Annotated in this window: 12 protein-coding genes; 5 read left to right on the top strand and 7 right to left on the bottom strand. The window is 75.4% G+C overall.

Features of this window, described 5'->3' with window-relative positions:
- Nucleotides 1-91 precede the first annotated feature (91 nt).
- Nucleotides 92-913: a hypothetical protein gene (locus AB0O82_RS27440; RefSeq protein ID WP_363586591.1), complete on the bottom strand. Its 822-nt coding sequence runs from the start codon at nt 911-913 to the stop codon at nt 92-94.
- Between the two features lie 200 nt (nt 914-1,113).
- Between AB0O82_RS27440 and AB0O82_RS27445 the strand changes: the two genes are divergently transcribed.
- On the top strand, nt 1,114-1,872 hold the full coding sequence (locus AB0O82_RS27445) for an alpha/beta fold hydrolase (RefSeq protein WP_363586592.1): 759 nt from the start codon (nt 1,114-1,116) through the stop codon (nt 1,870-1,872).
- 36 nt (nt 1,873-1,908) lie between these two features.
- Here the strand turns inward: AB0O82_RS27445 and AB0O82_RS27450 are convergent, their stop codons facing one another.
- The 3 genes from AB0O82_RS27450 to AB0O82_RS27460 are packed head-to-tail and all read right to left on the bottom strand — an operon-like array spanning nt 1,909 to nt 4,164.
- Entirely contained in the window at nt 1,909-2,814 is a 906-nt protein-coding gene (locus AB0O82_RS27450) for an ABC transporter permease (protein ID WP_363586593.1), read from the bottom strand.
- Nucleotides 2,774-3,643: an ATP-binding cassette domain-containing protein gene (locus tag AB0O82_RS27455; RefSeq protein ID WP_363586594.1), complete on the bottom strand. Its 870-nt coding sequence runs from the start codon at nt 3,641-3,643 to the stop codon at nt 2,774-2,776. Before AB0O82_RS27455 ends, AB0O82_RS27450 begins: the two co-directional genes overlap by 41 nt.
- On the bottom strand, nt 3,640-4,164 hold the full coding sequence (locus AB0O82_RS27460) for a MarR family transcriptional regulator (RefSeq protein WP_363586595.1): 525 nt from the start codon (nt 4,162-4,164) through the stop codon (nt 3,640-3,642). The genes AB0O82_RS27455 and AB0O82_RS27460 overlap by 4 nt, the downstream gene beginning before the upstream one ends.
- A 145-nt stretch (nt 4,165-4,309) precedes the next feature.
- Here AB0O82_RS27460 and AB0O82_RS27465 point away from each other — a divergent pair, with 145 nt between their 5' ends.
- A complete protein-coding gene (locus tag AB0O82_RS27465; RefSeq protein WP_363586596.1) occupies nt 4,310-6,262 on the top strand; it encodes a cellulase family glycosylhydrolase in 1,953 nt (650 codons plus the stop codon).
- A gap of 51 nt (nt 6,263-6,313) precedes the next feature.
- On the opposite strand, the gene AB0O82_RS27470 is transcribed toward AB0O82_RS27465, so the two are convergent.
- Complete coding sequence (locus tag AB0O82_RS27470; protein ID WP_363586597.1) at nt 6,314-6,904, bottom strand: isochorismatase family protein; 591 nt, start codon at nt 6,902-6,904, stop codon at nt 6,314-6,316.
- Between the two features lie 165 nt (nt 6,905-7,069).
- Between AB0O82_RS27470 and AB0O82_RS27475 the strand changes: the two genes are divergently transcribed.
- On the top strand, nt 7,070-8,104 hold the full coding sequence (locus tag AB0O82_RS27475; protein WP_363586598.1) for a DJ-1/PfpI family protein: 1,035 nt from the start codon (nt 7,070-7,072) through the stop codon (nt 8,102-8,104).
- Here the strand turns inward: AB0O82_RS27475 and AB0O82_RS27480 are convergent.
- Both AB0O82_RS27480 and AB0O82_RS27485 read right to left on the bottom strand, forming a co-directional pair.
- Nucleotides 8,082-9,554 carry a HAMP domain-containing sensor histidine kinase gene (locus tag AB0O82_RS27480; RefSeq protein WP_363586617.1) on the bottom strand — a complete coding sequence of 491 codons (1,473 nt, stop codon included), beginning with the start codon at nt 9,552-9,554 and terminating at the stop codon, nt 8,082-8,084. The two genes, AB0O82_RS27475 and AB0O82_RS27480, sit on opposite strands and share 23 nt — an antisense overlap.
- A gap of 41 nt (nt 9,555-9,595) precedes the next feature.
- Nucleotides 9,596-10,324: a response regulator transcription factor gene (locus AB0O82_RS27485; protein WP_363586599.1), complete on the bottom strand. Its 729-nt coding sequence runs from the start codon at nt 10,322-10,324 to the stop codon at nt 9,596-9,598.
- 230 nt (nt 10,325-10,554) lie between these two features.
- Between AB0O82_RS27485 and AB0O82_RS27490 the strand changes: the two genes are divergently transcribed.
- On the top strand, nt 10,555-11,910 hold the full coding sequence (locus AB0O82_RS27490; protein ID WP_363586600.1) for a ferredoxin reductase family protein: 1,356 nt from the start codon (nt 10,555-10,557) through the stop codon (nt 11,908-11,910).
- 78 nt (nt 11,911-11,988) lie between these two features.
- Nucleotides 11,989-12,528 carry an FMN-binding protein gene (locus AB0O82_RS27495; RefSeq protein ID WP_363586601.1) on the top strand — a complete coding sequence of 180 codons (540 nt, stop codon included), beginning with the start codon at nt 11,989-11,991 and terminating at the stop codon, nt 12,526-12,528.
- The last annotated feature ends 28 nt before the right edge of the window (nt 12,529-12,556 follow it).

Here is a 12,556-nt window from a genome sequence, read left to right on the forward strand (position 1 = left end):
TCCTCGTACTGGGCCGTACTTGGACGTTTCGCCGGTGCGTCCAGGCGGGATGCCCGGCGTCGCGCGCCCGGCGGGAATTATGAAACACGCCCTAGCTCGGCCGGTCGCCCGGGCGGCCCGGGTCGATGCCGGGCGGCGGCGGGGTGGTGCCCGGAGCGGCCTGGGTGGTCGGCCGGGCCGGCTGGTTGGCCAGCACGTCCGCCCGGCCCGCCTGGTAGGCGCTGCCGCGCAGTTTGGCGCTCTCCTGCTCGGCGTGGTCCAGCCAGCGCTCCCAGCGCTGGCGCATCGGCAGGATCAGGCCGCCGCCGACACCCACCACCAGCACACCGGCGATCGTGGCGAGCGCCGCGATCAGCACCGGTCCGGTGATCGCGGTGGCGATCCCGGCCTGGCCGAGCGCCGCGATCACGCCCAGCGCGACGATGAACGCCCAGGCGATCGTGGCGACCGTCCGGCCGTACGAGGCGCCGGCGAGCGCGTTGCGCACGATGTCGCGGACGCCGTTGGCGATGGCCATCGCGACCACCACGATCGCGACCGCCACGATGCCCCTGGGCAGCCAGGCGACGATGCTGTGGATCATCACGCTGATCGGGTTCGGGCCGAAGACACCGAACGCCAGTTGCAGCACCATCAGCAGGATCGCGTAGTAGACGATCTTGCAGATGATGCCGGTCATGTCGTAGTTCGACCCGCTCAGGTGGCGGGCCATCCCGGCCCGCTCGGCGACCCGCTCCGAGCCGACCTTGCGCAGCACACGGTCCAGGACCTTGGCGATCGCCTTCGCCACGATCCAGCCGATGACCAGGATCGCCAGGAAGGCGATGAACTGCGGGATGAATTTCGCGATCTTGGACCAGGCGTCGGTGAAACCCGATCCGAAGTCCACGGAGAGTGCGAGCTGCTGAGCCACGGAGTCCTCCACTCGGTGACACGGCGCCACGAGCGGCGCGTGCGACCCCCCACCCTTCGTGGATAGCAGCACCCCGCCCGGCCCGCGCGCGCCTGGTCCCCGGGCTGCTCCCCCCGGGTGAAACGGGCCCGTAGACGCCCCGCGTAAAGTGATGTTCAAGGGCACGGGACGGGGGCGGGACGGGACGGGACGGTGCGGGTGTGAGCAGCGACACGGTGGACGGCGGCACGACGACCGGCAGCACGGCCGGGCACCCGGCACTGCGCTGGCGGGTGCGGCCCGAGGCGGCGTGCGCCGCCGTCCTGGTGCTGCACGGCGGCGAGGAGCACAACCTCTCCCGGCCCGGTCCGGTCAACCTGCCGCTGTTGCGGATGCGCGGCTTCCTGCGCTCCCTCGCCAAGGACACCGCCGGCGCCGACGTGGCCGTCGGCACCGTCCGCTACCGCCACCGGGGCTGGAACGGGCAGCGCGCCGATGCCGCGCTGGACGCCCTCGCCGCCCTCGACGAGCTGGCCCGGGAGCTGGGCGAGGTGCCGACCGTCCTGATCGGGCACTCGATGGGCGGGCGCGCGGCCCTGCGGGCCGGCGGCCACCCGGCCGTCACCGGCCTGGTCGCCCTCGCCCCCTGGTGCCCGGCCGAGGACCCGTGCGAGCAACTGGCCGGACGGGACGTGCTCCTGCTGCACGGCGACCGCGACAAGGTCACCCCGCCCGCCGAGACCCGGGCCTTCGCCGCCCGCAGCCGGGCCGCCGGCGCCCGCGTCTGCGGCTACACCGTCACCGGCAGCGGCCACGCCATGCTCCAGCGCATCCCCGACTGGCACCGGGCCACCACCCGCCTGGCCACCGCCCTGCTCGGCCTGCGCCCGCTCCCCGCCGAGACCGCCTCCGCCCTCGCCCTCCCGCCCGCCTCCCCCGAGGCCCTCACCCTCGCCCTGCCCCGCCAGCCGCGCGACTGACCCGGCGCGGACCGGCGGGCGCGCAGCGGCGCGGGGTCAGCGGGCCAGGCGGCCGAGGAGCGCGGAGGCCGCGGTGATGCCGAGCACGGTGGCCAGGGTCAGGACGGCGAAGTCGAGCGGGAGGTGGGCGCGGGTGCCGATCAGCAGGCCGCGCAGGGCGTCGACCTGGTAGCTGAGCGGGTTGGCCCGGCTGACCACCTGGAGCCAGCCCGGCATCAGGTCCACCGGGTAGAGGGCGTTGGAGCCGAAGAAGAGCGGCATCGTGATCGCCTGGCCGATGCCCATCAGGCGGTCACGGGTGAGCACGATGCCGGCGATGGTCATCGAGAGGCAGGAGAAGAACGCCGAGCCGAGCAGCACGGCGACCACGACCCCGAGCAGCCGCAGCGGGTTCCAGGTCATCGCGACTCCGAGCAGAGCGGCGATCACCACCACGACGACGGCCTGGATCACCGCCTTCACCCCGGCGGCGAAGGCCTTGCCGGTCACCAGCGCGGCGCGCGGGGTGGGGGTGACCAGCAGTTTGGTGAGCACCCCGGAGTCCCGCTCCCAGATGATCATGATGCCGTAGAAGATCGCGATGAACATGGCGGACTGGGCGATGATCCCGGGGGCCAGGAAGTCCAGGTAGGGGATGCCGCCGGTGGGGATGGCCTTGAGCCGGGTGAAGGTCTCCCCGAAGATCAGCAGCCACAGCGCGGGTTGCACGGCCCGGGTGTAGAGCTCGGTGCGGTCGTGGCGCAGCTTCTGCAGTTCGACGGTGCACATCGCCAGCGTCCGGGCGGGCACCAGCCGCCAGCCGGTGCGGGCGCGCGGGGGGACCAGCAGCAGGCCGAGGTCGGGACGGGCGGCGGTCGCGGCGGCAGTGGCAGCGGCAGTGGCAGTGGCGGGGCCCGGGGGCTCAGCCGACGCGGGAGGCGGTGCGGCGGGTACGGCGGACATCGCTGAACTCTCCTTCCGGAGCCTCGCCGGGGGCCAGCTCGCGGCCCGCGAAGTGGCGGAACACGTCGTCCAGACTGGGGTCGGCGAGCTGCGGGTCCTGCGCGCGGACCACGGTCTTCAGCTCCTCGGTGGTGCCGAGCGCACGGATCCGGCCGCGGTCCATCAGGGCGATCCGGTCGCAGTAGCGGTCGGCCTCGTCCATGTAGTGGGTGGTGACCAGCACGGTCATCCCGGTGGCCTGCCGGACCGCCTCGACGCACTCCCAGACGCCGGTGCGGGCGATCGGGTCCAGGCCGATGGTGGGCTCGTCCATCACCAGCAGGCGCGGGGCGCTGACCAGGGCCTGGGCGAGCTCCAGCCGGCGGACCATGCCGCCGGAGTAGGTGCCGGCCATCCGGTCGGCCGCCTCGGCGAGGCCGACGGCGGCCAGCGCCTGGGCGACCCGCTCGCGGCGCTCGCCGTGCGACACGTCGAAGACGCGGGCGAACAGCGCGACGTTCTCCCGACCGGTCAGCCCGCCGTCCGCGGAGAGCTGCTGCGGCACGTAGCCGAGCAGCCGGCGGACCTCCATCCGCTGCCGGGCGGGGTCGTGGCCGAAGACCCGCACCATGCCGGCGCGGACCGGCAGCAGGGTGGTGATCGCCCGGATCGTGGTGGTCTTGCCCGCGCCGTTGGGGCCGAGCAGGCCGAACACCTCGCCGGTGCGCACCGTCAGGTCGACACCGTCGACGGCCTTGGTGCCGGCACCCTTCCCGCGCCCGTGGTGGAAGGTGTACTCCAGACCGCGGCAGGCCACCGCCGCGTCACCGTCGTCCTCCGGGAACGTCATCGCTCCTCCTCCCCCGGCTCACCGGGCCGGGTGCGCAGGCCCGTCGCCACCTCGCGCAGCGCGGGCACCGCGGCGGCCAGGGCCGCCCGGGAGTCGGCGGGCAGCCCGGCCACCACCTCCCCCACCAGCGCGGTGCGCCGGGCCCGCCAGACCGCGAGGCGTTCGACGGCCTCGTCGGTGGCGTACAGCAGGGCGGCCCGGCGGTCGGCCGGGTCCACCTCCCGGCGCAGCAGCCGCAGCGCGACCAGCTGGTTGACCAGGGTGGAGACCGAGTTGCCGGCGAGGCACAGCTCCTCGGCCGCGTCGGACACCCGCAGCCCGGGGGTGTCCATCACCAGGCGGAGCAGTTCGATCTGCGCTCCGCGGAGCCTCGGCTCGGTGAGTCCCTGCCGCAGCCGGCGGCGGACCAGGCGCTGGATGCCGACCAGCAGGGCGGAGAGTTCGTCGGCCACGTCGGGATCGGGGGTCGCCAGGAGGTCGGCGGCCGGTGCGGGGGCGAGCGTTTCCGGTGTCGCACTCATACCTCCGATTTTAGCTCTCAGTGAGAGGTATTCGTCCAGAGGGCGGACGAGGTGGACCGGAGGACTGCCGGGCGGGGCGCGGCTGTGCCAGGATCCCGGGTGACCGTGTACGGACACCTACCCGCCCTCACCGCTGGGGACCATCATGAGAAGACTCGCGCGCCGTGTGCTGTCCGCGGCAACGGCGCTGTCCGCGTTGCTCGTTGTGCCGGTGGCCACTGCGGCGCCCGGCACTGCGGCGACCACCCCCGCGAGGGCCGCCGCCCCGGTGCCGCTCAGCGGCGCGCAGTTGGCGGCCTCCTGGGCGGGGCCGCTCAGCACCCGGGGGCGGTACGTCGTCGACGCGTCGGGCGACCGGTTCAAGCTGAAGTCCGGCAACTGGTCCGGCGCGCAGGGCACGTGGCAGGGCAGCGGCTCGACCACCGATCCGGCGAACAACCAGGCCGGCCAGGTCTCGTACAACCTGCCGCTCGGCCTCGACCGGGCGCCGCTGTCCGAGATCATGGCGGGCTTCCACAGCCTCGGGCTGAACAGCGTCCGACTGCCGTTCGCGGACGCGATGATCCGGGACACCGCCGCCGTCCCGGACGCCGCCGTCGCCGCCAACCCCGGGCTGCGCGGCAGCACCCCGCTCCAGGTGTACGACGCGGTGGTGGCGGCGCTCACCGCCGACGGGTTCGCGGTGATCCTCAACAACCACACCACCGGGTACCGGTTCTGCTGCGGCCTGGACGGCAACGAGCGGTGGAACAGCGGCCAGTCCACCGAGACCTGGGAGCAGGACTGGCTGTTCATGGTGAACCGGTACCGGGCCAACAAGCGCGTGGTCGGCGCCGACCTGCGCAACGAGGTCCGCCGCGACACCTGGGACGACCCCAACTGGGGCCTGGGCGACGGCCACGACGCGTACGCCGCCTTCGAGGAGGCGGGCAACCGGATCCTCCGGGCCGCCCCCGACCTGCTGATCATCATGGAGGGCATCAACTGGCAGGGCGTCCCGCTGGCGGGCCTGCCGCACGGCCGTCCGATGCTCAAGCCGGTGGCCACGCTCTCCCACACCCTGATCGACTCGGGCAAACTGGTCTACTCGGCGCACTTCTACGGGTACACCGGCTCGGCCAACACCGGTGCGGGCAGCGGGCCGGGCGCCACCGGCGATCCGCGCTACCAGGACCTGACGCCCGGTCAACTCGCTGCGGTGGTCGACGAGGAGGCGCTCTTCGTCACCCGCGCCGGGCAGCACTTCACCGCCCCGGTCTGGATCAGCGAGTTCGGTGCGGGCGGGCGGGGCTCGACCGACGCCAAGGAGCAGGCCTGGTTCGACCGCTTCACCGCGATCCTGGCCGAGCACGACACCGACTTCGCCGTCTGGCCGCTGGTCGGGTGGCACAACGGCGGTGTACCACAGGACAGCTGGGCACTGCTCCACTACGACCGGGCGGGCCGGCGGCTGAGCGTCGAGGACCCGGGCGACTGGCGCGCCGCGTACTGGAACCGACTGGTCGCCGCCCCCGGGCACACCGGCCCGGTCCCGGTCCCCGCCCGCTGGAACCTGCTCGACCTCGACCACGCCGACCAGAACGCCTCCCGGCGGATGCTGGCCCTGCCCGACTGGAGCAGCGGCAACCGCAAGGGGAACTGCCCGGACGGCCAGCGCCTGATCGGCCTCGGCCGCGGTGACGGCCGCGGCCTGTGCACCGACGCCGGGCAGCCCGCCACCGGGCCCGACGCCTGGACGACCGTCACGGACGAGCGCTACGTCACCGGCGGCGACTGGGCGCCCGGCTACGACAAACTCCAGTGCCCGGACGGCCGGTTCGCGGTCGGCTACAGCGTCCGCGCCGACGCGATGGCCGCCCTGCTCTGCGCCCCGGCCGCGGCCGCGCCGCCCGCCGCGACCGACCGGGTGCTCTGGTTCGACCACGGCGACAACCGGCCCCCGGTCACCACCGGCGCCGACTCGGCGGCCAGCGACTGGGCGCCCGGGGCCTACAAGGGGCAGTGCGCCTCGAACGAGTACGTCGCGGGGGTCGCCTTCACCTGGCGCTGGCTGCACGCCGGCGTCCCGGACGCGCTGCTCTGCCGTCCACTGGCCTGACACCGCCGCTGCCGGGGCCCGGCCGACGGGCCGGGCCCCGGCGGGAACGGTTCAGCTCAGCGCGGCCTGGGACTCCACGACCACGCCGTACAGGTCGCCGATGGTCGCCAGGGCACTGCGGTGCAGTTGGGCGGCGCTCACCCGGGTACCCGCCGAGGCGAGCGGGCGGGTCGCGCAGGCGTCGGCGACGACGGTCGGCCGGTTGCCGCGCAGGAAGGCGCCCGCGGTGGTGAAGGCCACGCACATGTGGGTCATGAAGCCGGCGACCACCACGTCCTGGTGGCCGGCCTCGTCGAGCAGGGCGCCCAGGCCGGTGCCGACGAAGGCGTCCGGGGCCTGCTTGACGACCACGGCCTCGCCCTCGGCCGGCGCCACGGCGGGGTGGATCTGCCCGATCTCGGCACGGACGTCGTACGGGGTGCCCGCGCCGCCGTCGTTGATCACGTGGATGACCGTGGCGCCCGCCGCGCGCGCCCGGGCGAGCAGGGCCGCGCCCGCGTCGAGCGCCTCCCGCCAGCCCTCCAGCTCCATCACGCCGCGCACGTAGGTGTTCTGGTAGTCGATCAGGATCAGCGTGGACGCGGCGAGCGTGGCGGGCGTCTCGTCGAGGCCGTTCAGGGCGCGCAGGGTCGTCGTGGGCATGGGGGGACCACCTTCGGTTCGGTACACGGGCAAGGGCGGGCGGCGGCTGCGACGGCCGCGGCGGCCCGCCTCCGGAACGCTACGACCGGCCACCGGATGTCGGCAATGCCGTCTAACCTGCAGATTCCGACATCGAGAGAGCATCGAGAGAGCAAGGTGGGGGCCGTGGGCGCCGTACAACGACTGATCGTCATCGTCCTGTTCGAGGGCGTCGACCTGCTCGACGTCACCGGACCGCCCGAGGTGTTCTCCCTCGTCCGGCGGGAGAGCGGCGACGCGACCGGCTACCGCGTCGTCCTCGCCGCCGCGACCACGGACCCGGTCACCACCGCCGCCGGCGTGCGGATCCTGCCCGACCTCACCTTCGACGAGGCCGCCGCGAGCGCCATCGACACCCTGCTGGTGCCCGGCGCCGTCGAGGTGGACGGCCCGCGCCGGGTCCGCCCGCGCACCGACCCGGCCGTGGTCGACTGGGTGCGCACCCTCGCCGGGCGCTCACGCCGCATCGCCTCGGTCTGCGTCGGCGCGCACCTGCTCGCCGCCGCCGGGCTCCTCGACGGCAAACGCGCCACCACCCACTGGTCGACCGCCGCGCAACTGGCCGCCGAGTACCCGGAGATCGAGGTGGACGCCGACCCGATCTTCATCCGCGCGGGCGACGTCTGGACCGGCGCGGGCATCAGCGCCTGCCTCGACCTCTCCCTCGCCCTGGTCGCCGAGGACTTCGGCGAGGAGCTCGCGCTGAGGGTCGCCCGCCAGCTCGTGATGTACCTCAAACGCCCCGGCGGCCAGAGCCAGTTCAGTGTCCCGCTGGAACCCGTCTCCACCACCCGGCGAATCGAGGAGCTGCGCCACCACGTCCTGCGCAACCTCACCGGCCGGCTCACCGTCCCCGATCTCGCCGCCCACGCCCACGTCAGCGAAAGGCAGTTGACCCGGATCTTCAAGACCGAACTGGGCACCACGCCCAGCGCCTACATCGAGTCGGCCCGGGTCGAACTCGCCCGCCACCAGCTCGAATCCACCGATGCCACGCTCGACCGCGTCGCCGCCGACTGCGGGTTCGGCACCACCGACACCCTGGTCCGGGCCTTCCGCCGCCGGCTCGACACCACCCCGACCGAGTACCGCCACCGCTTCCGCACCACCACGCCCACGCCCTGGGGTCCGCCCCCGGTCAGGGCGGCAGCCGGACCGTGAACACGGTGCGCCCCGGCCAGCTCGCCGCGTCCACCGTGCCGCCGTGCGCCCGGACCACCGCCCGCACGATCGACAGGCCGAGCCCCGTCGACCCGGTCGAGCGCGAGCGGGCGCGGTCCCCCCGGACGAACCGCTCGAACATCCGGCCCGCCAGCTCCGGCGCGATCCCCGGGCCGTCGTCGGCGACGGCCAGCCGCACCCCCGCCCCGGCCGGCTCCAGGCTCAGCTCGACCTCGGTGCCGGGCGGGGTGTGGGTCCGGGCGTTCGCCAGCAGGTTGACCACCACCTGGCTGAGCCGGTCCGCGTCCCCGCGCACCAGCACCGGTTCCTCGGGCAGCGCCAGGCGCCAGCGGTGCCCGGGCCCGGCCGCCCGGGCGTCGGCCACCGCGTTCAGCGCGATCCGGGTCAGGTCGACCTCGGCGTCGGCCAGCGGCCGGCCGGCGTCCAGCCGGGCGAGCAGCAGCAGGTCCTCGACGATCGCGCCCATCCGCACCGCTTCGGCGTCGATCCGCTCCAGCGAGTGCCGGACCGGCCCGGGCACCGCGCCCGGGTGGCGCAGCGCGAGTTCGGCGTGGCCGCGGACCGCCGCCACGGGGGTGCGCAGCTCGTGGCTGGCGTCGGCCGCGAACGCCCGCAGCCGCTCCTCCACCGCGTGCCGGCGGGCCAGCGCGTCGCCCACGTGCCCGAGCATCCGGTTGAGCGCCGCGCCGACCCGGCCGACCTCCGTCCGCGGATCGTCGTCCGGGACGCGTTCGGCCAGCGTGACGGCGCCGCTGGCGAGCGGCAGCGCGGCGACCCGCTCGGCCGTGCCCACCACCCGCCGCAGCGGACGCAGCGACCAGCCGACCCAGACCGCCCCGGCCGCCCCCGCCCCGGCGACGGCGATCGCGAAGACGGTCAGCTCCAGGGTCGCCAGCCGGTCCACGGTGTCCTCGGCCGGGCGCAGCGGCAGTCCACTGACCAGCACGTCGCCGTCCCGGCCGGCCACCGCGCGCACCCGGTAGTGGCCCTGCGCGCGGCCCAGGTCGACGGTGCGGGCCGGCCCGCCGACCGGCAGGGCGGCCAGGGCCCGCTGCTCGGCCGGCGAGAACACCAGCCGGTCGTCGGCGCTGGGGCCGTTGGCGTCGTCGGCGTCCCCGTCGACCACGCCCGCCGCGGTGACCCGGCCGTCCAGCAGCCGGGCGCCCAGGGTGCCGGGGGTCTGCGCCCGGGTGTCGGTGCCGCCGCCCTGGCCGGCGTGCTCCAGGCTGGCGGCGTAGCGCCCGCCGGCGTCGGCGAGCTGCTGGTCCAGGCGGTCCACCAGGAAGTGGCGCAGCGCCGCCGTGGTGGCGAGGCCGACCGCGGCGCAGGTCACCACCAGCAGCACCAGCAGGCCGGCGATCAGCCGGGCCCGCAGCGTCCGCGGCACCAGCCGGGCGGCCCGGCGGCGCGCCCTGGCGGCGCCCGTCACGGGGCCGCCGGTCACGGGGCCGCCCGTCGTGGGCCGGCCGGTCACGGGGCCGCCTTGATCAGGTAGCCGGCGCCGCGCACCGTGTGGATCATCGGCGTCCGGCCCGCGTCCAGCTTCTTGCGCAGATAGCTGATGTACAGCTCGACGACGTGCGCCTGCCCGCCGAAGTCGTACGACCAGACGGCGTCCAGGATCTGCGCCTTGCTGAGCACCTGCCGCGGGTGGTGCATCAGGTGGGCGAGCAGCGCGTACTCGGTCGGGCTGAGGTCGACCACCTCACCGGCGCGGGTGACCTCGCGGGCCCGCTCGTCGAGGACGAGGTCGCCGAGCACCAGGGCGTGCGCGGGCGGTTGCCCCGCGGCCCCCGGCGGGGTGGCGCGGCGCAGCAGCCCACGCAGCCGGACCACCACCTCGGCCAGGCTGAACGGCTTGGTCACGTAGTCGTCGCCACCCGCCGCGATGCCCGCGATCCGGTCCTCGACGGCGTCCCGGGCGGTGAGGAAGAGCACCCGCACCTCGGGCCGCTCGGCGTGGATGCGGCGCAGCACCTCCATGCCGTCGAGGTCGGGGAGCATCATGTCGAGCACCACGGCGTCCGGGCGCCAGTGCGCCGCCGCCCGGACGGCGGCCAGACCGGTGGTCTCGCCCCGTGCCTGCCAGCCCTCGTAGCGGACCGCGCCGCAGACCACCTCCACCAGGTCCGGTTCGTCGTCGACGACGAGGACCCGCCAGTCCTGCCGGTCGGCGCCCCGCTCGGCGGTGTCGTCCATGGTGCTCCCTGGGTGCAGGCGGTCGGCCGCCTTCATCCTGGCCCACCGCGATGAGAAAGCCGTGAGACCGGCAGTCGCCCGGGAAACCCGATCCACCCACCCTGACCTGCGGCGACATCGCCGGAGGCGACGGGGGCGACGGCCCCGGTTCAGAGCCGGCTCAGAGGTTGCGGTGCGATCGTGGTGCGCCCCGGCGGTGCTCGCCCGCCGGGCCCGAAGGAGGATCCCCGATGGCCACCGCCGCCCCGCCGAGACCCGCCGCCCGCACCCGCCGGGCGGCCCCGCGCCGCCCGGCCGCCGCCCGGCCGGACGCGGTGCTGGGCCTGATCGCCGCCGGGGCGCTCGGCGTCCTCGCGCTGTGGTGGTCCGACACCCCGGCGGTCGCCGGCGCGGCCGGCTGGCTGACCGGGGCGGGCCGGATCACCGGCCTGCTCGCCGGGTACGCGGCGCCGGTGCTGCTCCTGCTGATGGCCCGGCTGCCGCCGGTGGAGCGCGGGGTCGGCGCCGACCGGCTGGCCCGCTGGCACGCGTTCGGCGGGCGCTGGCTGGTCGCCGTGGTGACGGTGCACGTGCTGTCGGTCGTCTGGGGGTACGCGCTGACGGACGGGCGCGGCCTGTTCGGCGAGGGCGTGGAGATCGTCCTCCACTACCCCGAGATGCTCAAGGCCGCGCTGGGCACCCTGCTGATGCTGGGCACCGGCGCCGTCTCCGCCCGGGCCGCCCGGCGCCGCCTCCCGTACGAGGCCTGGTACTACCTGCACCTGGCCACCTACCTCGCGGTGGCGCTCGCCTTCGGCCACCAGCTGGCCACCGGCGCCGACCTCGGCGACGGCCCGGCCCGCGCCGCCTGGTACGCGCTCTACCTCGGCACCGCCGCCCTGCTGGGCTGGTACCGGCTGGCCCGGCCCTGGCGGCTCGACCGCCGGCACCGGCTGCGGGTGGCGGAGGTCCGCCGGGAGGGGCCGGGCGTGGTGTCGCTGTTCCTGACCGGTCGGCGGCTGGACGAACTCCGGGCCGAGCCGGGCCAGTTCTTCCGCCTCCAGTTTCAGACGCCCGGCCTGCGGTGGGCCGCCAACCCGTACTCGCTGTCCGCGCCGCCGCGCCCGGACTTCCTGCGCTTCACCGTCAAGGACCTCGGCGGGCACAGCGCCGCGGTGGCCGCGCTGCGCCCGGGCACCCCGGTGCGCGCCGAGGGCCCGTACGGGGCGTTCACGGGGCGGCTGCAACGGCGGCGCCGGGTGCTGCTGCTCGGGGCTGGGGTGGGGATCACCCCGCTGCGGGCGCTGTTCGAGACGCTGCCGGGCGAACTGACCCTGGTCCAGCGGGCCGGACGCCCGGAGGACGTGCTGTTCCGGGCGGAGCTGGCGGAGGTGGCCCGGCGGCGGGGCGCCGCGGTGCACGAACTGGTCGGCCCGCGGGCGCGGATCGGCGACCTCGGCCGCGCGCTCGCCCGGCTCGTCCCCGACCTCGCCGAGCACGAGGTCTACCTGTGCGGGCCGGACGCGCTGGCCGAGGAGGCCGTCCGTTCGCTGCGGGCCGCCGGGGTGCGGGCGGGGCGCATCCACCGGGAGTCCTTCGACTTCTGAGCCCGATCGCCGAGCCCGCCGGACCTGCCGAGCCCGTCCCACCACGCCACCTCCGCCACACCCCGAGGAGCCCCGCCCATGCGCCGAGCCGTCGTCACCAGTGCCGCCACCGCGGCCGGAGTCGTCCTGCTGCTCTCCCTCAAACCGCACGGGGCCACCGGGCCCGCGCCGGTGATCAGCTCCGGCGGCACGGGCTCGTCCGGTACCGCGGGCCCGTCCGGCACCGGTTCGTCCGGTACCGCCGCCGGGGCCTCCGACGCCACCGCCGGGCCGTCGGGCTCCCCCACCGCGCCGGCCGCCGGTGGCACTGGCGGCACCGGTGGCACTGGCGGCACCGGCGGCACCCGGAAGGTCACCGGCGACGCCGTGAACACCCGCTACGGCCCCGTCCAGGTCGAGGTCACCCTCGCCGGCAGCCGGATCACCGCCGTCGACGTCGTCAAGTACCCCACCGAGGACCGCCGGGACCGCGAGATCAACAGTTCCGCGCTGCCCCTGCTCAACCAGGAGGCGATCGCCGCGCAGAGCGCCGGGATCGACGTGGTCAGCGGCGCGACCTTCACCAGCGACGGCTACGTCCGCTCCCTGCAGAGCGCGCTCGACCGCGCCGGGCGGTGAGGCACGGTGCTCCGCCACGCCGAACCCG

Origin of the sequence: Kitasatospora sp. NPDC088264 (assembly GCF_040685715.1) — a bacterium.
GTDB lineage: Bacteria > Actinomycetota > Actinomycetes > Streptomycetales > Streptomycetaceae > Kitasatospora.